This is a genomic window from Kitasatospora sp. NPDC088134 (assembly GCF_044741705.1).
In the GTDB taxonomy this organism is placed as follows: Bacteria; Actinomycetota; Actinomycetes; order Streptomycetales; family Streptomycetaceae; genus Kitasatospora.
Genome location: NZ_JBIUTD010000002.1, coordinates 430,856 through 452,755, shown reverse-complemented (window position 1 = coordinate 452,755; position 21,900 = coordinate 430,856). Strand labels below are relative to the sequence as shown.

18 protein-coding genes are annotated in these 21,900 nt (G+C 75.5%); 9 read left to right on the top strand and 9 right to left on the bottom strand.

Annotated elements, in window-relative coordinates:
• Positions 1-22: 22 nt before the first annotated feature.
• Both meaB and ACIOHG_RS05590 read right to left on the bottom strand, forming a co-directional pair.
• The gene (gene meaB, locus ACIOHG_RS05595) at positions 23-976 is read right to left on the bottom strand and encodes a methylmalonyl Co-A mutase-associated GTPase MeaB (RefSeq protein ID WP_400945611.1); all 954 of its coding nucleotides are present in this window, start codon (positions 974-976) and stop codon (positions 23-25) included.
• Between the two features lie 83 nt (positions 977-1,059).
• Positions 1,060-2,250: an acetyl-CoA C-acetyltransferase gene (locus tag ACIOHG_RS05590; RefSeq protein ID WP_400945609.1), complete on the bottom strand. Its 1,191-nt coding sequence runs from the start codon at positions 2,248-2,250 to the stop codon at positions 1,060-1,062.
• A gap of 244 nt (positions 2,251-2,494) precedes the next feature.
• Between ACIOHG_RS05590 and mce the strand changes: the two genes are divergently transcribed.
• The 3 genes from mce to ACIOHG_RS05575 all read left to right on the top strand — a co-directional run bounded on the left by mce (position 2,495) and on the right by ACIOHG_RS05575 (position 8,711).
• Positions 2,495-2,929, top strand: a complete 435-nt coding sequence (gene mce, locus ACIOHG_RS05585; RefSeq protein WP_400945607.1) for a methylmalonyl-CoA epimerase — start codon at positions 2,495-2,497, stop codon at positions 2,927-2,929.
• A 340-nt stretch (positions 2,930-3,269) separates the two neighbouring features.
• Positions 3,270-7,673: a hypothetical protein gene (locus tag ACIOHG_RS05580; RefSeq protein ID WP_400945604.1), complete on the top strand. Its 4,404-nt coding sequence runs from the start codon at positions 3,270-3,272 to the stop codon at positions 7,671-7,673.
• A 108-nt stretch (positions 7,674-7,781) separates the two neighbouring features.
• Complete coding sequence (locus ACIOHG_RS05575; protein WP_400945602.1) at positions 7,782-8,711, top strand: cellulose-binding protein; 930 nt, start codon at positions 7,782-7,784, stop codon at positions 8,709-8,711.
• A 96-nt stretch (positions 8,712-8,807) separates the two neighbouring features.
• Here the strand turns inward: ACIOHG_RS05575 and ACIOHG_RS05570 are convergent, their stop codons facing one another.
• Entirely contained in the window at positions 8,808-9,611 is an 804-nt protein-coding gene (locus ACIOHG_RS05570; RefSeq protein WP_400945599.1) for an alpha/beta fold hydrolase, read from the bottom strand.
• A 97-nt stretch (positions 9,612-9,708) separates the two neighbouring features.
• Between ACIOHG_RS05570 and ACIOHG_RS05565 the strand changes: the two genes are divergently transcribed.
• On the top strand, positions 9,709-10,680 hold the full coding sequence (locus tag ACIOHG_RS05565; RefSeq protein WP_400945596.1) for an ABC transporter ATP-binding protein: 972 nt from the start codon (positions 9,709-9,711) through the stop codon (positions 10,678-10,680).
• A 1-nt stretch (position 10,681) separates the two neighbouring features.
• The gene (locus ACIOHG_RS05560; RefSeq protein WP_400945594.1) at positions 10,682-11,449 is read left to right on the top strand and encodes an ABC transporter permease subunit; all 768 of its coding nucleotides are present in this window, start codon (positions 10,682-10,684) and stop codon (positions 11,447-11,449) included.
• A gap of 7 nt (positions 11,450-11,456) precedes the next feature.
• Here the strand turns inward: ACIOHG_RS05560 and ACIOHG_RS05555 are convergent, their stop codons facing one another.
• Positions 11,457-11,780, bottom strand: coding sequence for an ATP/GTP-binding protein (locus ACIOHG_RS05555; protein WP_400945592.1), 324 nt, complete (start codon positions 11,778-11,780; stop codon positions 11,457-11,459).
• Between the two features lie 415 nt (positions 11,781-12,195).
• Between ACIOHG_RS05555 and ACIOHG_RS05550 the strand changes: the two genes are divergently transcribed.
• Complete coding sequence (locus ACIOHG_RS05550; RefSeq protein WP_400945773.1) at positions 12,196-13,311, top strand: LLM class flavin-dependent oxidoreductase; 1,116 nt, start codon at positions 12,196-12,198, stop codon at positions 13,309-13,311.
• A gap of 95 nt (positions 13,312-13,406) precedes the next feature.
• Here ACIOHG_RS05550 and ACIOHG_RS05545 read toward each other — a convergent pair whose 3' ends face one another.
• Positions 13,407-13,799 carry an SCO5389 family protein gene (locus tag ACIOHG_RS05545; RefSeq protein ID WP_400303572.1) on the bottom strand — a complete coding sequence of 131 codons (393 nt, stop codon included), beginning with the start codon at positions 13,797-13,799 and terminating at the stop codon, positions 13,407-13,409.
• A 569-nt stretch (positions 13,800-14,368) separates the two neighbouring features.
• Between ACIOHG_RS05545 and nucS the strand changes: the two genes are divergently transcribed.
• The 3 genes from nucS to ACIOHG_RS05530 all read left to right on the top strand — a co-directional run bounded on the left by nucS (position 14,369) and on the right by ACIOHG_RS05530 (position 16,836).
• Positions 14,369-15,028 carry an endonuclease NucS gene (nucS, locus tag ACIOHG_RS05540; RefSeq protein ID WP_400945590.1) on the top strand — a complete coding sequence of 220 codons (660 nt, stop codon included), beginning with the start codon at positions 14,369-14,371 and terminating at the stop codon, positions 15,026-15,028.
• A gap of 69 nt (positions 15,029-15,097) precedes the next feature.
• Positions 15,098-15,751 carry a hypothetical protein gene (locus ACIOHG_RS05535; RefSeq protein WP_400945588.1) on the top strand — a complete coding sequence of 218 codons (654 nt, stop codon included), beginning with the start codon at positions 15,098-15,100 and terminating at the stop codon, positions 15,749-15,751.
• Positions 15,748-16,836, top strand: a complete 1,089-nt coding sequence (locus ACIOHG_RS05530; RefSeq protein WP_400945586.1) for a nucleotidyl transferase AbiEii/AbiGii toxin family protein — start codon at positions 15,748-15,750, stop codon at positions 16,834-16,836. Before ACIOHG_RS05535 ends, ACIOHG_RS05530 begins: the two co-directional genes overlap by 4 nt.
• A 69-nt stretch (positions 16,837-16,905) precedes the next feature.
• Here the strand turns inward: ACIOHG_RS05530 and ACIOHG_RS05525 are convergent, their stop codons facing one another.
• From ACIOHG_RS05525 to ACIOHG_RS05510, 4 genes are all read right to left on the bottom strand, one after another.
• Entirely contained in the window at positions 16,906-19,134 is a 2,229-nt protein-coding gene (locus ACIOHG_RS05525; protein ID WP_400945583.1) for an ATP-binding protein, read from the bottom strand.
• Positions 19,135-19,263: 129 nt separating this feature from the next.
• Complete coding sequence (locus tag ACIOHG_RS05520; protein WP_400945581.1) at positions 19,264-19,599, bottom strand: STAS domain-containing protein; 336 nt, start codon at positions 19,597-19,599, stop codon at positions 19,264-19,266.
• 434 nt (positions 19,600-20,033) lie between these two features.
• Positions 20,034-20,690 carry a response regulator gene (locus tag ACIOHG_RS05515; RefSeq protein WP_400945579.1) on the bottom strand — a complete coding sequence of 219 codons (657 nt, stop codon included), beginning with the start codon at positions 20,688-20,690 and terminating at the stop codon, positions 20,034-20,036.
• Positions 20,687-21,877 carry a sensor histidine kinase gene (locus tag ACIOHG_RS05510; protein ID WP_400945577.1) on the bottom strand — a complete coding sequence of 397 codons (1,191 nt, stop codon included), beginning with the start codon at positions 21,875-21,877 and terminating at the stop codon, positions 20,687-20,689. Before ACIOHG_RS05510 ends, ACIOHG_RS05515 begins: the two co-directional genes overlap by 4 nt.
• Between the last annotated feature and the right edge of the window lie 23 nt (positions 21,878-21,900).

Sequence of the window (21,900 nt, the reverse complement as noted above, 5' to 3'; positions counted from 1 at the left end):
GCGGTGCGCACAGTCCCCGGCGTCAGCCGGTGAGTTCGGCGACCAGCCGGTCCGCCGCCGCGTACGGGTCGAGTTCGCCCGCCGCGACCTGTCCGGCCAGCGCGTCCAGGTGGCGGTCGCCGCGCAGGTCGCCGATCCGGGCCCGGAGCGCCGCCAGCGTGATCGCCTCGACCTCCTGCGCGGCCCGGCGCCGCCGCCTGGCGTCGAGTTCGCCGCTCTCGGCCAGCCAGCCGTGGTGCTTCTCCAGCGCCTCGACGAGCTCGTCCACGCCCTCGCCGCGGGCCGCCACGGTCTTGACGATCGGCGGCCGCCAGTCCCCGGCCTGCCGGGACTCCCCCAGGCCGAGCATGTGGTTGAGCTCGCGGGCGGTGGCGTCCGCGCCGTCCCGGTCGGCCTTGTTGACCACGAAGACGTCGCCGATCTCCAGGATGCCCGCCTTCGCGGCCTGGATGCCGTCGCCCATGCCGGGGGCCAGCAGCACCACCGAGGTGTCGGCCTGCGCGGCGATCTCCACCTCGGACTGCCCGACGCCGACGGTCTCCACCAGGATCACGTCGCAGCCGGCCCCGTCCAGCACCCGGAGCGCCTGCGGGGCGGCCCAGGCCAGGCCGCCGAGGTGGCCGCGGGTGGCCATCGAGCGGATGAACACCTCGGGGTCGGTGGCGTGCTCCTGCATCCGGACCCGGTCGCCGAGCAGCGCGCCGCCGGAGAACGGCGAGGACGGGTCGACGGCCAGTACGCCGACCCGCTTGCCGCGCTTGCGGTAGGCGGACACCAGGGCGGAGGTGGAGGTGGACTTGCCCACCCCGGGCGAGCCGGTCAGGCCCACCGTGTAGGCCCGCCCGCTGTGCGGGGCGAGCGCCGCCATCACCTCGCGCAGCTCCGGCGCGGCGTTCTCCACCAGCGTGATCAGCCGGGCCACCGCCCGGGGACGGCCCTGCCGGGCCTGCTCGACCAGCGTCGCCACATCGGCCATCGAAATCGCTCCTCGCAGCAGAAAGACGGACGCCCCGCCGGGCCGCGTGACACGGCCCGGCGGGGGTCCGGAGGGGGTTCGGGTCAGCCCTGCGCGGGGACCTTGACGATCAGCGCGTCGCCCTGGCCGCCGCCGCCGCACAGCGCGGCCGCGCCGACGCCGCCGCCGCGGCGCTGCAGCTCCAGCGCCAGGTGCAGCACCACGCGGGCGCCGGACATGCCGATCGGGTGGCCGAGCGCGATCGCGCCGCCGTTGACGTTGACGATCTCGTCGCTGACGCCGAGGTCCTGCATCGACTGGTGGGCGACGGCGGCGAACGCCTCGTTGATCTCGATCAGGTCGAGGTCGGCGACCTCCAGGCCCTCCTTGGCGAGGGCGTGCTTGATCGCGTTGGACGGCTGCGACTGCAGCGAGTTGTCCGGGCCCGCGACGTTGCCGTGCGCACCGATCTCGGCCAGCCAGGTCAGGCCCAGCTCCTCCGCCTTGGCCTTGCTCATCACCACGACCGCGGCGGCGCCGTCGGAGATCTGCGAGGAGGTGCCGGCCGTGATCGTGCCGTCCTTGGCGAAGGCCGGGCGGAGCTTGGCCAGGCCCTCGACGGTGGTGTCGGCGCGGATGCCCTCGTCCTGGGAGAACAGCACCGGCTCGCCCTTGCGCTGCGGGATGGCGACGGGGACGATCTCGGCCTCGAACACGCCGTCGGCCTGGGCCTTGGCGGCGCGCTGGTGCGAGGCGGCGGCGATCGCGTCCTGCACCTCGCGGGTGATGCCGAGGCGGGTGTTGTGCTTCTCGGTGGACTCGCCCATCGGGATGTTCTCGTAGGCGTCGGTCAGGCCGTCGTGGGCCATCGAGTCGAGCATGCCGATCGCGCCGTACTTGAAGCCCTCGCGGGACTTCGGCAGCAGGTGCGGGGCGTTGGTCATCGACTCCTGGCCGCCGGCCACCACGATGTCGAACTCGCCGGCCCGGATCAGCTGGTCGGCCAGCGCGATGGCGTCCAGCCCGGACAGGCAGACCTTGTTGATGGTCAGCGCCGGGACGTTCATCGGGATGCCGGCCTTGACGGCGGCCTGGCGGGCCGGGATCTGGCCCGCGCCGGCCTGCAGCACCTGGCCCATGATCACGTACTGGACCTGCTCGCCGGTGATGCCGGCCCGCTGGAGCGCCGCCTCGATGGCGAAGCCGCCCAGCTCGGCACCGGAGAAACCCTTGAGCGAGCCGAGCAGCCGCCCCATGGGCGTGCGGGCACCTGCGACGATCACAGAAGTAGTCATGGACGAGCCCCTTCGCGCGTCGGACCAGAGGGTAGGAATGCCGTCAATGTACTGACCGGTCACCCCTGCGTCACCGCCGGGACGATGTGATCAGCGCTACTGGCACTGTCCAGTGAACACCGTGCCGGAACCGGGCAGGGGCGTGTGAGCAGACTCGCAGGGCGCGCCGCTGGCGTGCGCCCGCCGCGATGCGCTGCACTGAGTGCCACCCTCTTCCCGTCCGCACCCCTCGGAGGACACCACCGTGCTGACCCGCATCGACCACATCGGCATCGCCTGCTTCGACCTGGACCGCACCGTCGAGTTCTACCGCTCCACCTACGGCTTCGAGGTGTTCCACACCGAGGTCAACGAGGAGCAGGGCGTCCGCGAGGCCATGCTGAAGATCAACGACACCGGTGACGGCGGCGCCTCCTACCTCCAGCTGCTGGAGCCCACCCGGGAGGACTCCACGGTCGCGAAGTGGCTCGCCAAGAACGGCGAGGGCGTGCACCACATCGCCTTCGGCACCGCGGACGTGGACGGGGACGCCGCGGCGATCGCGGGCAAGGGCGTGCGGGTGCTGTACGACGAGCCGCGGCGCGGCTCGATGGGCTCCCGGATCACCTTCCTGCACCCCAAGGACTGCGGCGGCGTGCTGACCGAGCTGGTCACCTCCGCGGAGCCGTCCGAGCACTGAGCCGGGCACCGGGCGGCTGCGGTCGGGGGCGGGCCGTCCGGTAACGAACCGGCCGGTAACTTCCGAAAAGACCCTCGCCCCCATTCCCCCCGCAGCGGCTCCCACTACAATGCCCAGGTGCGCAGGTACCACCGGTCCGCGCACCGCAGGGGAGTCCACGACGCGGGCACGGCCGAACGGTCGCCGTTCGGATCTGTCACCATTCTCCAGAGGCAACAGTTCGCTCAGGAGTCCACCCGGACGGCGGAGCGATTGCAAGGACCAACCGGTCCGACCCGGCAGGCTGCGGGGCGGAGCGGCCCGGTCGAGGACGCGACCAGGAGATGGATGGGACCGCGGAGTGCGGGGCTACGACCGCTACGAGGTTGAGGATCACCTCTCCAAGTTCGAGGCCGAGCTGGAGAAGGCCCGCAAGGAGCGGGACAAGACCGTCGAGCACGCCGACGACCTCGCCTACCAGGTGGAGGTGCTCCGGGCCAAGCTGCACGAGGCCCGGCGGCAGCTCGCCCAGCCGCGCGCCTTCGACTCCGTCTCCGGCCAGGCCGAGCAGCTCCTGCGCAACGCCGAGCTGCAGGCCGAGGCGCTGCGCGCGGACGCCGAACGGGCGCTGCGCGAGTCCCAGGCCGCCACCCAGCGGATGATGGCCGAGGCCGCCGAGCGGACCGCCCAGCTGGAGGCCGAGTTCAACGCCCGGCGCCGCCGGCTGGAGGAGGAGCTCGCCGAGTTCCGGGCCGCCGCCGAGCGCCACGTCAGCGAGAACGTCAACTGGGCCGAGCAGACCCGGGCCGGCACCGAGCAGGAGGCTCAGCGCCTGCTCCAGGAGGCCCGGGCCGAGGCCGACCGGATGATGGCCGCGGTCCGCGCCGAGGCCGCCGCGCTCGCCGACCAGGCCCGCGCCCAGACCGCCGCCGACGTCGACGCCGCCCGCGGCGAGGCCCAGGCCCAGGCCGAGGCCGCCCTGCTGCGCGCCCAGACCGACGCCGAGCGCCTGCTCCGGGCCGCCTCCGAGCAGGCCCAGCAGACCGGTGCCCAGGCCGAGGAGCAGCGCGCCGCCACCCTCGGCGCCGCCCAGCAGCAGCTCGCCGAGGCGCACGCCGCCGCCGAGCGCAAGCTGGCCGCCGCCGAGGCCGAGATCACCGCCCTCAAGCAGCAGGCCCGCGCCGACCAGGAGCGCGCCGGGGCCGCGCTGTCCGGCGCCCAGGCCGAAATAGAGCGGCTGCGCGCCGAGGCGCTGGCCGAGACCGAGCGGGCCCGGGCCGAGGCCGCCCGGATGCGCGAGGAGGCCACCGCCGCCGCGCAGCGCCTGCAGGCCGAGGCCACCAGCGAGGCCGAGCGGAAGGTCGCCGACGGCGCCGCCGCCTCCGAGCAGCGCTCCGCCACCGCCCGCGCCGAGATCGCGAAGATGGTGGCCGCCGCCACCCGCGAGGCCGAGCTGATCCGCTCCGCCGCCGCCACCGTGCAGGCCGAGGCGGACGCCGCCAGGGCCGCCGCCCGCGAGGAGAGCGAGCGCCTGCGCGGCGCCGCCGAGTCGGTGGCCAACGAGCTGCGCGCCGAGGCGGAGGCGGAGATCGCCGCGCTGCGGGCCGCCGCCGAGGGCGAGACCGCCGCGCTGCGCGAGAGCGCCGCCGCCGAGGCCGAGCGGCTGCGCACCGAGGCGGAGGAGGCCGGCCGGGCCGAGGCCGCCAAGGACGCCGCGCTGCGGCTGGCCCGCGCCGCCAAGCAGGCCGAGGAGGTGCTGGCCCGGGCCGGCACCGACGCCGAGTCCACCCGCGGCGAGGCCGCCGCGGAGGCCGAGCGGCTGGTCGAGCACGCCAAGTCCGAGGCCGGCACGCTGCTGGAGCAGGCCCGCGAGGCCGTCGAGCAGGCGCAGAACGCCGCCATGGAGGACGCCGCCTCGATCCGCGAGCAGCTGGAGCGGATGCAGGCCGAGGCCGCCGCCGCCCGCGAGCAGGCCGAGGAGCAGCGCGCCGCCGCCGAGGCGGAGGCCGAGCGGGTCCGGGCCGAGGCCCGCCGGCAGGCCGCCGTCCAGGTCGAGGAGTCCGCGAAGCAGGCCGAGGAACTGCTGACCACCGCCAAGACCGACGCCGACGCGCTGCGCTCCGGCGCCGCCGAGGAGGTCGAGCGGCTGCGCACCGAGGCCCGCGAGCAGGCGGCCGCCGTCCAGGGCCGGGCCGAGCAGACCCTGACCCGGGCCCGCACCGAGGGCGAGAAGCTGACCGCCGCCGCCGAGCGGGAGCGCGCCGAGAAGCTGGCGGCCGCCCAGGCCGCCGCCGACGAGCGGCTGGCCGCCGCCGAGCGGGACGCCGCCGCGCTGCGCGAGCAGGCCGAGGCCGCCGCCGCGACCGTCCGGGCCGAGGCCGACGCCGCCGCCGAGGCGCTGCGCGCCGACGCCGCGCAGTGGGCCGAGGAGCACCGGGCGCAGGCCGAGGAGGCCGGGCTGGCGGTCCGGGCCGAGGCCGAGCAGGCCGGCCGGACGGTCACCGAGCAGGCCGAGACCGCCGCCGAGGCGCTGCGCGCGGAGGCGGCCGCCGCCCGCGAGGCTGCCCGGGCCGAACTGGAGCGCGAACAGGCCGAGACCGCCGAGCGGTTGGCCGAGGCGGCGGCGATCCGGGCCGCCGCGGACGGCGCGGCCGAGCAGGTCCGGGAGACCGCCGCCACCGAGGCCGAGCAGCTGCGCGCCGAGGCCGAGCGGGCCCTCGCCGCCGCCCGCACCGACGCCGCGGCACTGGGTGCCGAGGCCGAGGCCGACCGCGCCGAGGCCGCCCGCCTGCGCGCGGAGGCCACCGGCGCCGCCGCCGAACTGCGGGCGTCCGCCGAGCAGTACGACCGCGAGCTGCGCGAGGCCGCCGACCGCGAGACCGCCGAGCAGCGGGCCACGGCCGAGCGCGAGAGCACCGAGCTGCGGGAGGCCGCCGCGCGGGAGGCCGCCGAGCTGCGCACCGCCGCCGAGGAGCACGACCGCGAGCTGCGGGCGTCCGCCGAGCAGTACGACCGCGAGCTGCGCGAGGCCGCGGACCGGGAGACCGCCGAGCAGCGGGCCGTGGTCGACCAGGAGACCGCCGACCTGCGGGCCGCCGCCGAGCGGGAGAGCACCGAGCTGCGCAGCGCCGCCGCCGCGTACGACCGGGAGCTGCGGGCGTCCGCCGAGCGCGAGGCCGCCGAGCTGCGGGCGGGCGCCGAGCGGGCCGCCGAGGAGCTGCGGGCGCAGGGCGAGGCCCGGGCCGCCGAACTGGTCGAGGCGGCCGAGCAGGAGGCCGCCGAGGTCCGGCAGTCGGTGGCGGGCCTGCACGAGGGCGCGAGCCGGCAGATCGCCGAGCTGCGCGAGAGCGCCGAGCGGGAGGCCGCCGAGCTGCGCGCCGCCGCCGAGCGGTACGACCGCGAGCTGCGCGAGGCCGCGGACCGGGAGACCGCCGAACTGCGGGAGGCCGCGGCCGAGTTCGTCCGGCAGCAGCAGGCGGAGGCGGAGGCCGGGGCGCAGCGCGCACTGGCCGAGGCCGAGGAGCTGGCGGCCGCGGCGCTGGCCGAGGCGGAGGAGCGGGCGGCGGCGCTGCGCGCGGACGCCGAGGAGTACGCGCTGGCCACCCGCACGCTGGCGGAGGAGTTCGACGCGGACATCAGGTCCCGCGCGGAGTCCTTCGACCGGGAGACCCGGGAGGCCGCCGAGGCGTACGACCGGTCGACCCGCGACCAGGCCAAGTCGGTGCTGGAGAAGGCGTTCGCGGACGCCGAGCAGCTCGGCGAGCAGGCCCAGGCCGAGGCGCTGGCCACCGCCACGGCGGCAGAGGAGCAGGCCGACGCGATGGTGTCGGCGGCCCGCCAGGAGGCGGAGCGGCTGCGCGCGGAGGCCGAGGCGCAGGGCAAGTCCGAGGTGGAGAAGGCCCGTTCGGACGCGGACGCGCTGCTCTCCGAGGCCCGCCGGGACTCCACGGCGATCCGGGAGCGCGCGGAGGAGCTGCGGGAGCGGACCGATGCGGAGATCGAGTCGCTGCACGAGCGCGCCCGCAAGGAGAACGCGCAGGCGATGAAGTCGGCCGGCGAGCGGGTGGACGCGCTGGTGACGGCGGCCCAGGAGCAGCTGACCGAGGCCGAGGAGCAGGCGCAGGCGCAGGTCGCGGAGGCCGAGGAGCGGGCCGCCGAGCTGATCGCCGCGGCCGAGGCGCGGGCCTCGGAGCTGACCTCGGAGGCGTCCGCGGAGGCGGGCCGGGTCCGGATCGCGGCGGTCCGCAAGGCGGAGACGCTGCTCAAGGAGGCCGAGAACAAGCTCGCGGACTCCACCACCCGGGCCGAGGCGCTGATCATCAAGGCCGAGGCGAAGCTGAAGGCCGCCGAGATGGAGTCCGAGGAGCAGTTGGAGGCGGCCGCCGACCAGGCCGCGTCCCGGCTCAAGCGGGCCGACGACGAGGCGGAGAAGCGGATTCGCCGGGCCGGTTCGGACGCCGAGGAGCAGCTGCGGCTGGCGGCCGAGGAGGCGGAGCGGCTGCTCGCCGAGGCCCGGGCCGAAGCGAAGCGCGTGACCGACGAGGGCCAGCGGGAGTTGGACGAACTGGTCCGCCGCCGCAAGGACATCAACACCGAGATCTCTCGGGTCCAGGACGTGCTGTCGGCGCTGGAGGCGTTCGAGTCGCCCGCGTCGTCGGGCCACGGCAACGGGGGAAACAGGAAGGACGGAGGGCCCAAGGCAGGTGCCGGGGTGGGCTCTCCGCGGTCGGGAGGCAATCGCTCCGGGGGCGCGCCACCCGATTGAGCGGTCATTGTCCGCGAACCAACGGTGTTTCGCCGTTGACACTCCGGTACCGTGTCAGGATTCCCTCAACCATCTCAGCGGTTTGACGACAGGAAGCCCAGAAATCCCATGAGCGACAGTCACTCCCCGCACGGCTTCGACCTGGTACGCCGTGGGTACGAGCGCGCCCAGGTCGACGAGCGGATCGCCAAGCTGGTGGCCGACCGAGACAGCGCGCTCTCCCGGATCAGCGCGCTGGAGAAGCGCATCGAGGAACTCCACCTGGAGACCCAGACGGCGCAGGCCGCGGTCACCGAGGCGGAGCCCTCCTACGCCGGTCTCGGCGCCCGGGTCGAGAAGATCCTCCGCCTCGCCGAGGAGGAGGCGAAGGACCTGCGCGACGAGGCGCACCGCGCCGCCGAGCAGCACCGCGAGCTGGCCGAGGCCGCCGCGCAGCAGGTCCGCACCGAGGCCGAGAACTACGCCAAGGACCGCAAGGCCAAGGCGGAGGACGAGGGTCTGCGGATCGTCGACAAGGCGAAGTCGGACGCGGCGCAGCTGCGGGCCGAGGCCAACAAGGACGCGCAGAACAAGCGTGAGGAGGCGGACGCCCTCTTCGAGGAGACCCGCACCAAGGCCGCGCAGGCCGCGCTGGAGTTCGAGACCAACCTGGCCAAGCGCCGGGAGCAGTCGGAGCGCGACCTGGCGGCCCGTCAGGCCAAGGCCGAGAAGCGCCTCGCCGAGATCGAGCACCGGGCCGAGCAGCTCCGCCTGGAGGCGGAGAAGCTGCGCACCGACGCCGAGCGCCGCTCCCGCCAGACCATCGAGACGGCGCAGCGCCAGGCCGAGGACATCGTGGCCGACGCCAACGCCAAGGCCGACCGGGTCCGCAGCGAGTCGGAGCGCGAGCTGGCGGCGCTCACCAACCGCCGCGACTCGATCAACGCGCAGCTGACCAACGTCCGCGAGATGCTGGCCACGCTGACGGGCGCGGCGGTGGCCGCGGCCACGCTGCCGACCGACGACTCCATGGGTGTCCCGGCGCAGCAGTCCCGCTGACCTCGTCCGGACCGCTGAGCGTCCGGAAGGGCCCGGAGCCGGCTGGCTCCGGGCCCTTCCGCGTTTCCCGACGGGCCGTCGTCTCCCGACGGTCCGTCAGACGCCGTACTGCTTGACCCGCTTGAGCAGGGCCCGGACGGCGGCGTTGAAGGTCTCGGGGGCCTCCAGCGAGGAGAGGTGGCCGACGGCCGGGATGACGGTCAGTTCGGCGTCGCCGAGGGCCTCGGCCATCATCCGGGCCTCGGCGAGCGGGGTGATGGTGTCGAGTTCGCCGACGATGACCGCGGCGGGCACCTCCAGGGCGGCCAGGTCGTCCAGCGAGTCGGGGCGGGCGGCCATCGCGCGCTGCGCCCGGGCGACCGCAACCGGGTCGGCCTCGGCGATCATCCGCCGTACGGCGTCGACGAGTTCGGGGTCGGCGCCGGGGGCGAGCAGGTTCTCCGCGGTGCCCTCCTCGATCAGCAGGTCGACGCTGCCGGCGGCGAGCACGGCGGTGGCGATCCGCTCCCGGTTGTTCCGGCCGGCCTCGGTGTCGACGGTGGCCCGGGTGTCGGCGAGGACGAGTCCGGCGAGTCGTTCGGGGTGCCGGCGGGCGAAGGCCATCACCACGTACCCGCCCATCGACAGGCCGCCCAGCACGGCGCGTTCGAGGCCGAGGCGGTCGAGCAGGGCGGCGATCCGGTCGGCGGCGTCGTCCAGCGAGTGCGGCCGGTCGTCGAGCGGGTCGGCGCCGAAGCCGAACTGGTCCGGGGCGACGACCCGGGCGTCGTCCCCGGCCGGGCCGGGTACCCGTTCCAGTTGGGCCTCCCACATCCGCGCGGAGAGCGGGAAGGCGTGCAGCAGGACGAGCGGGGTGCCGGTGCCGTTCTCGCGGACGGCCGGCGCGCTGGGGGAGGTCATGTGCTCCACCGTAGGGCCCGGTGGGCACGCCCCGGACGACGATAGTCCGTTTTGTCGGTTTTCTGTCCTAACCTGACTCCAGACCAAGGAGTGGTAAATGATCGAGTTGCATCACCTGACGAAGCGTTATGGTGACAAGTTGGCCGTCACCGATCTGAACTTCCGTATTCCGGAGGGGGTGGTGACCGGTTTCCTCGGCCCGAACGGCGCCGGCAAGTCGACCACCATGCGGATGATCCTCGACCTCGACCAGCCGACCGGTGGCCGGGTCACCATCGGCGGCAAGCGCTACGCCGACATCCAGGACCCGCTGCGCGAGATCGGCGCCCTGCTGGAGGCCAAGGCCGTCCATCCCGGCCGCACCGCCTACGACCACCTGCTCTGGATGGCCCAGTCCAACCGCATCCCGCGCGCCCGGGTGGACGAGGTGCTGGAGCTGGTCGGCCTCACCTCGGTCGCCAAGAAGCGGGCCCGGGGCTTCTCGCTCGGCATGGGCCAGCGCCTGGGCATCGCCTCGGCGCTGCTCGGCGACCCGAAGATCCTGATGTTCGACGAGCCGGTGAACGGGCTCGACCCCGAGGGCATCCTGTGGATCAGGAACCTGATGAAGGGGCTGGCCGCCGAGGGCCGCACGGTCTTCGTCTCCTCGCACCTGATGAGCGAGATGGCGCTGACCGCCGACCACCTGGTGGTGATCGGCCGCGGCCGGCTGCTCGCCGACCTGCCGATGTCCGAGTTCATCAAGCGCAACTCCCGCTCCTCGGTCCGGCTGCGCACCCCGCACCAGGAGCAGCTGCTGAACGCCCTGCACGGCGCCGGCCTGACGCCCGAACCGGGCCCGGACGGCGCCTGGGAGGTGGTCGACGGCGACCCTGCCTTCCTCGGCGACCTGGCCGCCGCGCACGGCGTCACCCTGCACGAACTGAGCCCGCAGCAGGCTTCGCTGGAGGAGGCGTTCATGCAGATGACCGCCGACTCGGTGGAGTACCAGGCCGGCGCCCGCCCGGCCGGCGCGCCCCCGCAGCCGCAGCCCGCCTGGGGCGCCAACCGGGCCGGAAAGGAGAACTGAGATGGCCGCCTTCCCCGCCGTCGCCCAGTCCGAATGGACCAAGATCCGCAGCGTCCGCTCCACCGTCTGGACGCTCGCCCTCACCTTCGTGGTCACCCTGCTGGTCGGCACCCTGCTGTCGCTGGTGACCAAGAACAACTTCGCCGACGTCACCAAGGACTCCAGCACCCCGTTCGACGCCACCGGCACGGCCTTCTCCGGCATCATGCTCGGCGAGCTGGCGATCGTGGTGTTCGGCGTGCTCGCCGTCGGCAACGAGTACAGCAGCGGCATGATCCGGGTCTCGCTGGCCGCCGTCCCGCAGCGCGGCACCCTGCTGGCGGCCAAGGCGGCGGTGCTCGCCGCGCTGGCCTTCGCGGTCTCGCTGGTGACGGTGTTCGTCACCTTCTTCGTCGCACAGGCCGTGCTCGGCGAGCACTCGACCTCGCTGGGCGACGAGGGCGTGCTGCGCGCGGTGTTCAGCGCCGCCTGCTACCTGACCCTGCTCTGCCTGTTCGCGGCCGGGATCACCGTGCTGCTGCGCAACCAGACCCTGGCGCTGGGCATCCTGGTGCCGTTCTTCTTCCTGCTCTCGCCGATCCTGTCGGTGGTGCCGAAGGTGAAGACCGTCGCGCACTACTTCCCGGACTGGGCCGGCTCCCGGTCGATCCAGGTCTACCAGCCCGCCGACCAGCCGTACGGGCCGTGGGTCGGCCTGCTGATCTGCGCCGCCTGGGCGGCCGCCGCACTGCTCTGCGGCTACCTGGTGCTGAAGAAGCGGGACGCCTGACGATCCGTCAGTACTTCGGAGCGCTGCGGCCCCGCAGCAGCTTGGAGCCGCGGCGCTCCCGCGCTCCCCAGCACGCCCGGTGCCAGTGCCGCCGGTCGTCCACTCCCCCGCCGTGGTCGGGCCAGGCCACCACGTGGCCGACGCCCGGCGGGATCTCCTGGTCGCAGCCGGGGCAGCGGTAGAACCGCCCGGCGGTGCCGGCCACGGTCTGCACCACCCAGTCCTCGCCGCGGTACTCCTCGACCCGGCGCAGCGAGCCGCCCGTCGGCGCGGCGGAGCCTCGTTCGTCGGACCGGTCGATCCGGTCGATCCGGTTGCGGCGGGGGGACACGTGACTACCTCTCCGTCGGGCGCGCTGTCCCTCCAGGGTACGGGGCCCGGCGGGGCGGTCGCCGGGCAGTGACCGGACCCGGCCGGGCGCGTTGTACTCCCGGGGTCACCCGCGTCCCGTGCGCCCCTTGAGCGCCAATAGCACGGATCGGCGCGCGACTGCCGCGAATCGGCGGTAATCCATCCTTTTCTCGGGGAAATCACCGGTTCGGCGTGCCATTGGCACATGACATGGGTTACTCACGTGGTGACACGGCGGGGCTCGCAGACCCTGCGCGCACCGAGGAGGCATCCCGATGACGAAGACCACCGCCCGGCCCGAGTCCCGTTCCGCCGGCCCGCGGACGGTCGGCAGCGGGGTGGTGCCGGCCGTCCAGGCCGGGCCGGAGCGGGCCGGGGGCGCCGACACGGACGGCATCCGGGTCGGCGCCTTCCTGCTGTCCGCCCAGTTCCCCGGCCAGGGCCACGGCGAGGCGCTGGACCGCACCCTGGCCGCGGCGGGCGCCGCCGAGCGGGCCGGGCTGGACGCGGTCTGGCTGGCCGAGCACCACTTCGTCCCGTACGGGGTGTGCCCGGACGCGGCGACGCTGGCGGCGATGCTGCTGGGCCGCACCCGGCGGATCGGGGTGGGCACCGCGGTGAGCGTGCTGAGCACCCGTCACCCGGTGGCGCTGGGCGAGCAGGCGGCGCTGCTGCACCTGACCTCGGGCGGGCGGTTCACGCTGGGCGTGGGCCGGGGCGGGCCGTGGATCGACCTGGCGGTGTTCGGCACCGGGCCGGAGGCGTACGAACGGGGCTTCCCGGAGCGGCTGGACCTGCTGCTGGCCTGGCTGCGCGGCGCCCGGGTGGGGGCGTCGGGGCCGCAGTTCGAGTTCCCGGAGGTGGCGGTGGTGCCGCAGGCCGCGGAGCCGGCCCGGCGGGCCGACCTGGCGGGCTGGCTGGGCCTGGAGGGCGCGGCGCCGGTGATCCCGCGGCAGCGGCAGGAGGACGGGCGGCCGGGCCGCTCCGGTCCGCCGGTGGTGATGGCCTGCACCTCGCCGAACGGGGTGCGGACGGCCGCCGAGCGGGGCCTGCCGATGCTGCTGGGCATGCACTCGGGCGACGAGGACAAGCGGAGCATGCTGGCCGCGTACCGGGCCGCCTGGCGGGCGGCGGGGCGCGGCGAGGAGCAGTTGGCCCGGGTGGAGCGGGAGCACGTGGCGGCGGGCGTGGCGCAGATCGACGACCGGGCGGGCGCGGCCCGGGCCGGGCTGCTGCGGGCGATGCCGGACTTCTTCGCGCACGGGCTGGGCGCGCACCGCACGGTGGACGGCCGGGAGCGCTCGATGCGGGACCCGTGGGCGTACACCGAACTGCTCTGCGACCTGCACGCGGTGGGCACGCCGCGGCAGTGCGCGGACCGGCTGCTGGCGACGGCGGAGGGCACCGGCATCCGGCGCTTCGCGCTGCTGGTGGAGGGTTCGGGCGACACCGCGGCGACCCTGCACAACGTGGCTCGGCTGGGTTCGGACGTGCTGCCGCAACTGTCCTGAGGGCCTCAGGGTCCTGGCGGGCGCGCCCGCGGGCCGCCCCGGGGTGGCCGGGGCGGCCCGCGCTCGGTGCGCCGGTCGGGGGTGCCGACGGCGGGTCAGCAGTCGCGCAGCTCCGGCGACTGGTTGAGCAGCTGGGCCCGGACGGAGGTGAAGCGGGCCAGCCGCTCGGCGGTGTCGGGGCCGGGGGCGAAGGCGGCGACCCGGTGGCAGTTCTGGAACGCCAGCTGGACCCCGAAGTGGCGCTGCAGGGCGCCGCGGATGGCGTCGCTGGCCATCGCGCGGAGCAGCTGCCCGCGCTCCTGCTCGCTCGGCGGGGGAACCTCGTTGTCGGCGAAGTCGGTTCCGTCGACCTTGAGTTGGGCGACCAGCGAGCTGATCATGTCCCAGGCGTAGGGCAGCGAGGTGCGGACGCAGTCGACGAACTCCCGCTCGTCGACCTCGCCCCGTTCGGCCTTCTCCAGCAGAGCCGGTGAGACGTCGAGCGACATGGGTTCTCCTCTCGCGGTCCGCCCCGGCGGGTTCGCCGGGGCGGTGGTGCCGGTGTGCTGAGGGTGCGTGCGCGGCCGTGCGGTGGACGGCCGCGCGCTGAACTGCGCGCGGTGCTCAAGTGGTGACGGCACGACGGATCGGTGGACGTGCCGCGCGTCGGGGTTCTGGCCAGGGGGTCAGACCAGGGTGGCAGGCCACCCCCCGGCAGGCGGGGGAATCGGTGGATTGGCCGCCCGAAACTCCGTGCGGGAGCCGAGATTGGCCGGAATCCGACGTGCCCCAACCCAGTGCGCCGACCTGGCACGCCTCACCGCGCGTGCCCGTGCGATCACCATGTTTCGCCCCTCCCGGCCGGGCGACACCTGCCGTGCGCGCACTCGCTTCAAACGGCTCCGGCACCTGCTCCGGTCCGGCCGCCTGTCTCGGGATTCGGCGCCGCCCGGCCGCACTGCCGAGGGGAGCGGTCGCGTCCGCTTGCCCCGGGGGCGCACACTTCGTCCGCGCTCCGTCCGACCGCCGGAATCGAACACGTCCGGCGGCACTCCCGGCGGGCCTTAGGCTTGTCCCCATGCGCCTTGTCATCGCCAAATGCACCGTGGACTACGCGGGCCGCCTCGCTGCACATCTGCCGTCCGCCGTGCGCCTGGTGATCGTGAAGGCCGACGGCAGCGTCAGCATCCACGCCGACGACCGCGCCTACAAGCCGCTGAACTGGATGTCCCCGCCGTGCTCCCTGAAGGAGGACGGCTCGGTGTGGACGGTCACCAACAAGGCCGGCGAGAAGCTGATCATCACGTTGGAGGAGGTCCAGCACGACTCCTCGCACGAACTCGGTGTGGACCCGGGCCTGGTGAAGGACGGCGTCGAGGCGCACTTGCAGGAACTCCTCGCCGACCGGATGGAGGTGCTCGGCGCGGGCTGGCAGCTGATCCGCCGCGAGTACCCGACCGCGATCGGCCCGGTCGACATCCTCTGCCGCGACTCCGACGGCGCCACCGTCGCCGTGGAGATCAAGCGGCGCGGCGAGATCGACGGCGTCGAGCAGCTCACCCGCTACCTCGAACTCCTCAACCGCGACCCGCTGCTGGCCCCGGTCAAGGGCGTCTTCGCCGCCCAGGAGATCAAGCCGCAGGCCCGCGTCCTGGCCACCGACCGCGGCATCGGCTGCGTCGTCCTGGACTACGACGGTCTGCGCGGCATCGACGACGACAAGCTCAAGCTCTTCTAGGGCCCTCGGCCCCCTGCCGGGGGCGGAAAATCCCCGGGGCCCGTCCCCGCGGGCTGCCAGAATCTCCGCATGCCCGTTCGAAGCGCCGGGGCGACCGGTCTGTACGAGACGCACCTGACGCTGGCCCCGGCCGAGGCCGGGGCGGTGGCGTCCTGGGCCGGTGCGCGGGGGCTGGAGTTCACCCACATCCTGCTGGCCCGCGGCCGGCACCCCTCGCAGCCGATGCTGAGCTGGCGGGCCGAGGGGACGCTCGCCGCGCAGCACCGCCGGGCGGCCGCCGAGGCGGCCGGGCTGCGGGCCGCCGGCTTCACCCCGGTCCGGGTGAAGATCGAGGCGGCCCCCTGGGCGCCGGGTGTTCCGGCCACCGACGTGGAGGCCGAACTCGCCGACCCCGCCCACTACTTCGAACACCACGTGAAAGTCCGGACGGCCCCGGGAACGCCCCGCGCGGACCTGGTCGCGGCAGCGGCGGGCCACCACGCGCACGTCTCCTGGAACGCCCGCCGGACGACCGCCGACGGCCACCGCCAGTACTTCGTGACCCAGCGCTGCCACCAGGTCGGCCTGACCACCGCCGGCGCCCGCCTGGACCGCCTGGCCGCCGCCCTCACCGCCGCCGGCTTCCCCCCGCTGAAGACCGAGCGCGAGTACGTGGTCCACGACTCCGCCCTCGCCCTGGACGCCGGCTGGCTCGACACCCCCGACCCGGAGGAGCACCCGTGACCGACGCCCGCGAGATCCGGCAGCGGCGCCACGTCGAACTGCCCCCGACCTTCCGCCCGATCGAGGACCCGCGGGCCGTCCAGCCCGTCGTCTTCGACCCCGCCATGAAGCACTACGCGGACGCCTACCGCCCCGGCGACCCGCGCTTCGCCGATCCGGCCCTCGGCGCGGCCTGGTCCGCCGCCCGCCGCCACGCGATGGACGCCGTCCTGCGGGTCGTCGCCGACTCGGGCTGGGTGGACCACCTGGTGCTGCGCGGCTCGGTGCTGCTGCGGGCCTGGTTCGGCGCGGCCGCCCGCGAGCCCGGCGACCTGGACTTCGTGGTGGTCCCCGAGGAGTGGGCGATCGACGACCCGCGCACCGGCGACCTGCTGCACGGCCTGGTCCGGGCCGCGGCGGCCGAGGCCGGGCCGGTGCGCTTCCTGCCCGCCGAGGCCGTCATCGAGGACATCTGGACGTACGAGCGGGTGCCGGGCCGCCGCCTGCTGCTGCCCTGGGCGGCGGACGGACTGCCGGGCGGCACCGTCCAGTTGGACTTCGTCTTCCACGAGCCGCTGCCGGTGCCGCCGGAGCCCTGCGAGGTCGCCCCGGGCGCGGTGCTGAACACCGCCACCCGGGAGCTGTCCCTCGCCTGGAAGCTGCTGTGGCTGCACACCGACTCGTACCCGCAGGGCAAGGACCTGTACGACGCCGCCCTGCTCGCGGGCTCCACCGGGCTGCGCTACGCGGTGCTGCGGGACGTGTTCGTGCCCGGTGAGGCGGTGTACGCCGAGCACCCGTTCGGCCCGGACAGCCTCCGCGGCACCGAGTGGGCGCACTTCGTCGCGGAGTACCCGCACCTGGCGGGCGAGGAGGCCGACCACCTCCGGACGCTGGCCGCCGCGCTCGCCCCGACCTTCGCCGAGGTCCCGGCGGACGCGCGCGCCGCCTGGTGGGTCGAGGGCTGGCTCGTCCCGCTGCGGACGGTCCACGCCGCCGGCGGCCCGGACGCCGCCGCGGAGTGGCTCCGCGAGCGCCATGCCCACCCCCCTCTCGCCCGGCGGCTGCTGGACCTGGCCCTCGCCCCCGGGACCCCCGGGAGTTGACGCTCCGTCAGGGTGGCGGCCGGTCGGCCCCGGAGCGCCCGGGGCCGACCCGACGTCGGGCGGGTGTCCTCAGGGGGACGGCGGGGCCGCCGAGGAGGAGGCGGAGGTCGAGGGGCTCGGGTCGGGCGGCGGGGTCGACGCCGTGGGGGGCGCGCTGCTCGGCGGGTTGGTGCTCGGGGCCGGCGGGTTCGGGCCGGGGTTCGGCGGGTTGGGCGTGCCGGGCTTCGTGCTGCTCGCGGTGCTGCTCGGCTTCGGCGAGTTGCTGGTCCGGTGGGTCGCCGACGGGCTCGCCGGCTCCGAGGGGCTGTCGGCGGGGGATGCGCCGGTCGCGGGGGCGGTGCTCCCGGGCGCGGTCGCCGACGGTGTGGTGCCGGGGCGCGGGCTGCTGGGGGTGTCGCCGGGCGGCAGGTCGTCCGCGGAGGTGCCGGGCTGCTTGGCGGACGGCTCCTCGCTCTGGCTGAGGGCCACGCCCACCGCGGTGCCGAGGACGCCGAGCGCCATCACCGCCGCGCCCGCGGCCATCGCGGTCCGGCGGGCCCCGCCGCTCGCCCGGCCGCGCAGCCGGCCCGGGACCTGGGCGATCGCCCGCATGGTGCGGCGGCGGACGGGGGTGGCGGCGGGTCCGGCGGTGAGCGCCGCGGTCTGCTCCGCCCGGAGCAGGTCGAGCATCCGGCGGGCCCCGGCGGCGCCGCGCTGCTCGCCCGCGGCGGCGCGCAGCGCGACCGCGGCCTCCAGTTCGGCGACGGCCCGCTGCGGGCTGCCGGCGCAGAGCGCGAGCACGCCCGCCTCGTGGTGGAACCAGCCCTGTTCGGCGTTGGCGCCCAGCGTCCGGGCGGCCTCCAGGCCGAGTTGCAGCGCCTTCTCCCAGGCGCCCCAGCGCAGCGACAGCGCCAGCGCGGGCGCGGCCGCCCGGGCCAGCCGGAGGACCTCCTCGGGGCGGCCGGCGTCCCGTTCGGCGCGCAGTACGGCGAGGATCACCTCGGCCTCGGCGGCGACTTGACGGGTCGACACCGAGGCGTGCCCGACCCACCAGGCGAGGTGCCGGGCGGCGCCGTGCGCGATGCCGCCGGGGGCGAAGGGGGCGGGGAAGCCGTCCTCGTCCTCGGCGTCGGGCGCGAGGGCCGCGACGACGCCCTCGGTGAGCCGGTGGTGGCCGCCGACCGAGACGGCCAGGCCGGCGTCGACGAGTTCCTGCAGGGCGCTCTCGCCGAGGCCGACGTCGAGCAGCGCGGGCAGGTGCGGGGCGGTCGGGCACTCCCCACCGAGGGCGAGGGCGAGGCGCAGCACCCGGCGGGCGGACTCGCCGAGCCCCTGGACCAGTCGGCGGGCCGGGGCGGCGGACTCGCCGACCGAGGGCAGCGGCACCTGCTGGCGCAGCTCGTTCTCCAACTCGGCGGGGTCGCGGGGCAGTTCGTAGGGGTTGGCGAAGCCGAAGACGCTCCGGCGGTCCTCCTGGGCGGCGACCAGCGCGTCCACCGCGATGTCGCGCCGGCGGAGCAGGGCGGCGGCCCGGACGAAGCGCAGCGGCAGGCCCTCGGACTCGAACCACAGGTCGACGGCCCAGGCGCGTTCGGCGTCGTCGAGCCGGCGGCCGGCCAGCCGGGCGGCCAGGGTCAGGCAGGCGGGGCGGGACAGGCCGGCGACCAGGTGGTCGCGCAGCCGGGAGCCGGGCGGGGTGGGCGGGGCGCCGGGGACGGTGGTGAGCAGGAAGGCGCACTCGGGGGCGAGCGCGAGCAGGTCCTCCAGTTCGTCCCCGGCGAGTTCGACGTCGTCGACGACGACCACGGCGGCGACGGGGGCCAGCAGTTCGGCGAGCTGTTCCCGGTCGGGGCGGAAGTCGGGGGCGTGGTGGGTGGCGGCGAACAGCTCCTGGGCGAGGTCGGCGGCGGTCCGGCGGTAGCCGCCGAGCCGGACCACGCCGTCGGGGGCGAGTTCGGCGGCGGCCTCGGCGACGGCGGCGAGCAGCGCGGAGCGGCCGGAGCCGGCCTGGCCGACCAGGCGCACCGAGCGGCCCTCGCGGAGCTGGCCGAGCAGGGCCTCGATGTCGCCGTCCCGGTCGAGCAGGCGCAGGTCGCCGGTGCCGAGGGCGAGCGGTCCGACGGCGGGGCTGGGGCCGAGTTCGGGGCGGGCCTGGACCAGGCCCCTGATCCGGCGGGGCTGCGGCAGCCACTCGTCGGGGCAGTGCCGGGCCTCCGAGCCCTCGGGGCCGCCGACCACCACCAGCCGCTCACCGCTGACCAGTTCCCCGCTCCGCGGGCGCACCCCGTCCCCCCGGAACTCTCCGCTCGGCTGACCCACGTCGCTGCTCCCCGCCAACCCCGCAAACTCGGACACCTGACCGGAGACTTTCCCACACCCCTGCGCGGGCCCACCACACCGGCCCGGCTGTCACGTGCATGCAGAAGGCCGGACGGGGCCGGGCCGGGGTCAGCCGAGCGCGGGCAGCGTCGTCCCGTACGGATCCTGGACGGCGCCCTCGACCGCGAGGATGCGGTGCAGCCGGGTGGCCACCAGCAGGCGCTGGAGCTGGCCGGGGACGTCGCGCAGGACGAGCCGGCGGCCGACCCGGCCGGCCCGGCGGTGGGTGCCCATGATGACGCCGAGCCCGGTGGCGTCCCAGAACTCCAGGCGGCCCAGGTCGAGGACGAGGTCGCCCTCGCCGCCGTCGACGGCGGCGTGCAGCAGGGCCCGGGCGTCGGCGGCGCTGCGCACGTCGAGCCGTCCTTCGATGGCCAGTCCGGTGTGGTCCCCGGTGATGCGCACGCTGTCCTCCTCCTCGGCCGTCCGCCGTACATCCGTCCTTGCGGTGCGTCCGCGCCCGGGGTGCCGGGTGCCGTTCGCGCGGGCGGTCGTGCCGTCGCGCCGCACGGCCCCTTCCTGAATCTGACGGTGAACCGGTTCCGCAGGTTGCTGCCACCCACCGGACTGCCCCTCAACTTCACCCGTCCGAGGGAATATACGCAGGACGACCTCACACCTACGCTCGATTACCGCCCAAATCACCCGTCTGCGGGCGGACCGTGAGCAAACTCACCCGACTGCCCCGAACGTCCCGCTTCCGGACCGCGCGGGCGGGCTGCGGAGCGGCGGCGCTCTCGCCGGACTCTAGTGCGAGCGCACCCGCCGTGGTGCGTTCCGGCGGTGTGATCTGCGCCGGACGGGGTGTGATCTGCACCCCTCCCGGCCCCGCCCGGCCGTCACTCGCCGGGGAGCGGAACTCCCAGCTCCTGGGCGAGGATCGCGGCCTGCACCCGGCTGCGCAGCCCCAGCTTGGCCAGGATGCGGCTGACGTGGGTCTTGGTGGTGGCCTCGGCGGTGTGCAGCCGGGCGGCGATCTCGGCGTTGGCCAGGCCCGCGCCGAGGCAGCCCAGCACCTCCCGCTCCTTGGGGGTGAGCGCGGCCAGCACGTCCCCGGCGGGCGCGACCGGCGGGGGCGCGGAGCGGGCGAAGGAGGAGATCAGCCGCCGCGTCACCGAGGGCGCCAGCATGCCGTCGCCGCGGGCGACCGTCCGGACGCCTTCGACCAGGGCGTCCGCCTCCAGGTCCTTGAGCAGGAAGCCCGCGGCACCGGCCCGCAGCGCGCCCCACACGTACGCGTCGAGGTCGAAGGTGGTGAGCACCAGGACCTGCGCCGCCCCGGCCGCGACCACCTGCCGGGTCGCCGAGACGCCGTCCAGCCGGGGCATCCGGACGTCCATCAGGACGACGTCGGGCCGCAGTTCGAGGGCGAGCCGGACGGCCTCCTCGCCGTCGGCGGCCTCGCCGACCACCTCGACGTCCGCCTCGGCCCGCAGGATCAGCACCAGGGCGGTGCGCACCGCCGCCTGGTCCTCCGCCACCAGGACCCGGATCACGACCGCTCCCCGCCCGCCGCCCGCGGCAGCACCGCCCGGACCCGCCAGGTCTCCCCCGCCGGCCCGGCGGCGAACTCCCCGCCGAGCAACTGGGCCCGCTCCCCCATGCCGACCAGCCCGGCCCCCGCCCCGGGCACCGGCCGCCCCTCCCCGGCCCGGTGCGCGGACTCCACCACGATCTCCAACTCGCGCTCCCCGTACCGGATGCGGAGCCGCACCGGACCCGGCGCGGCGTGTTTGACGGCGTTCGTCAGCGACTCCTGGACGATCCGGTACGCGGCCAGCTCCAGCGGCGCGGGCAGCTCGCCGCGCTCCCCGGCCTCCGCCAGCTCGAAGCTCAGCCCGGCCGCCCGCCCGGCCGTCGCGGCCTGCGCCAGCAGCACGTCCAGCGCCGCCAGCCGGGGCGCCACCGAGGGCTCCTCGGGGTCGTCGGCGCGCAGCAGGCCGATCATCCGGCGCATCTCGGCCAGGCCCTGCACGCTGTTCTCCCGGATCACCGCCAGCGCCTCCACCAGCGGCTCGTCCCGCTCCCGGTGCTGCCGACGGGCCACCGCCTGCGCGCCGGTGGCGTGGATGGCGATCGCCGACAGGTGGTTGGCGATCACGTCGTGCAGTTCGCGGGCCATCCGGGCGCGCTCCGCCGCCACCGCGCCGCGCCGGTCCAACTCGGCGAGCAGCGCGGTCTGTTCGGCCCGCAGCCACTCGGCCTCGGCCCGGTCCCGGTGCCGGCGCAGCAGGTCGGCCGTCCAGACCGGGGCCAGGAAGACCAGCCCGCAGAACACCGCGACCAGCAGCGCCCCGGGCACCGAGCCGTACCGCCAGGTCAGCCCGGACAGCACCAGCGTCGAGGCGGCGCCGGTCAGTTGCAGCACCTTGCTCATCCGCGGCGGCCCGTACAGGGTGGCCGCGTACAGCAGGTCGGTGTACATCAGCAGGGTCGCCATCAGCGAGCCCAGGTACACCGCGACGCCGAACAGCACGCCGCCCAGGCAGACCGTCCAGACCGTCCACCGGCGGCGGACGAGTTCCAGTGCCGCCATCGCCGCCAGTGGCAGCGCCACCGCCCACACCGGCAGCCCGGGCCGGGCGTCGTAGGCGCCGAACGCGAGCAGCAGCAGGCCGCCGAGCAGCCCGGCGGCGGCGATGGCCAGGTCCTCCTGGCGTTCGGTGAGCCTCACGGGACCCATCCCAGCACTCCTTCCCGGCGGCC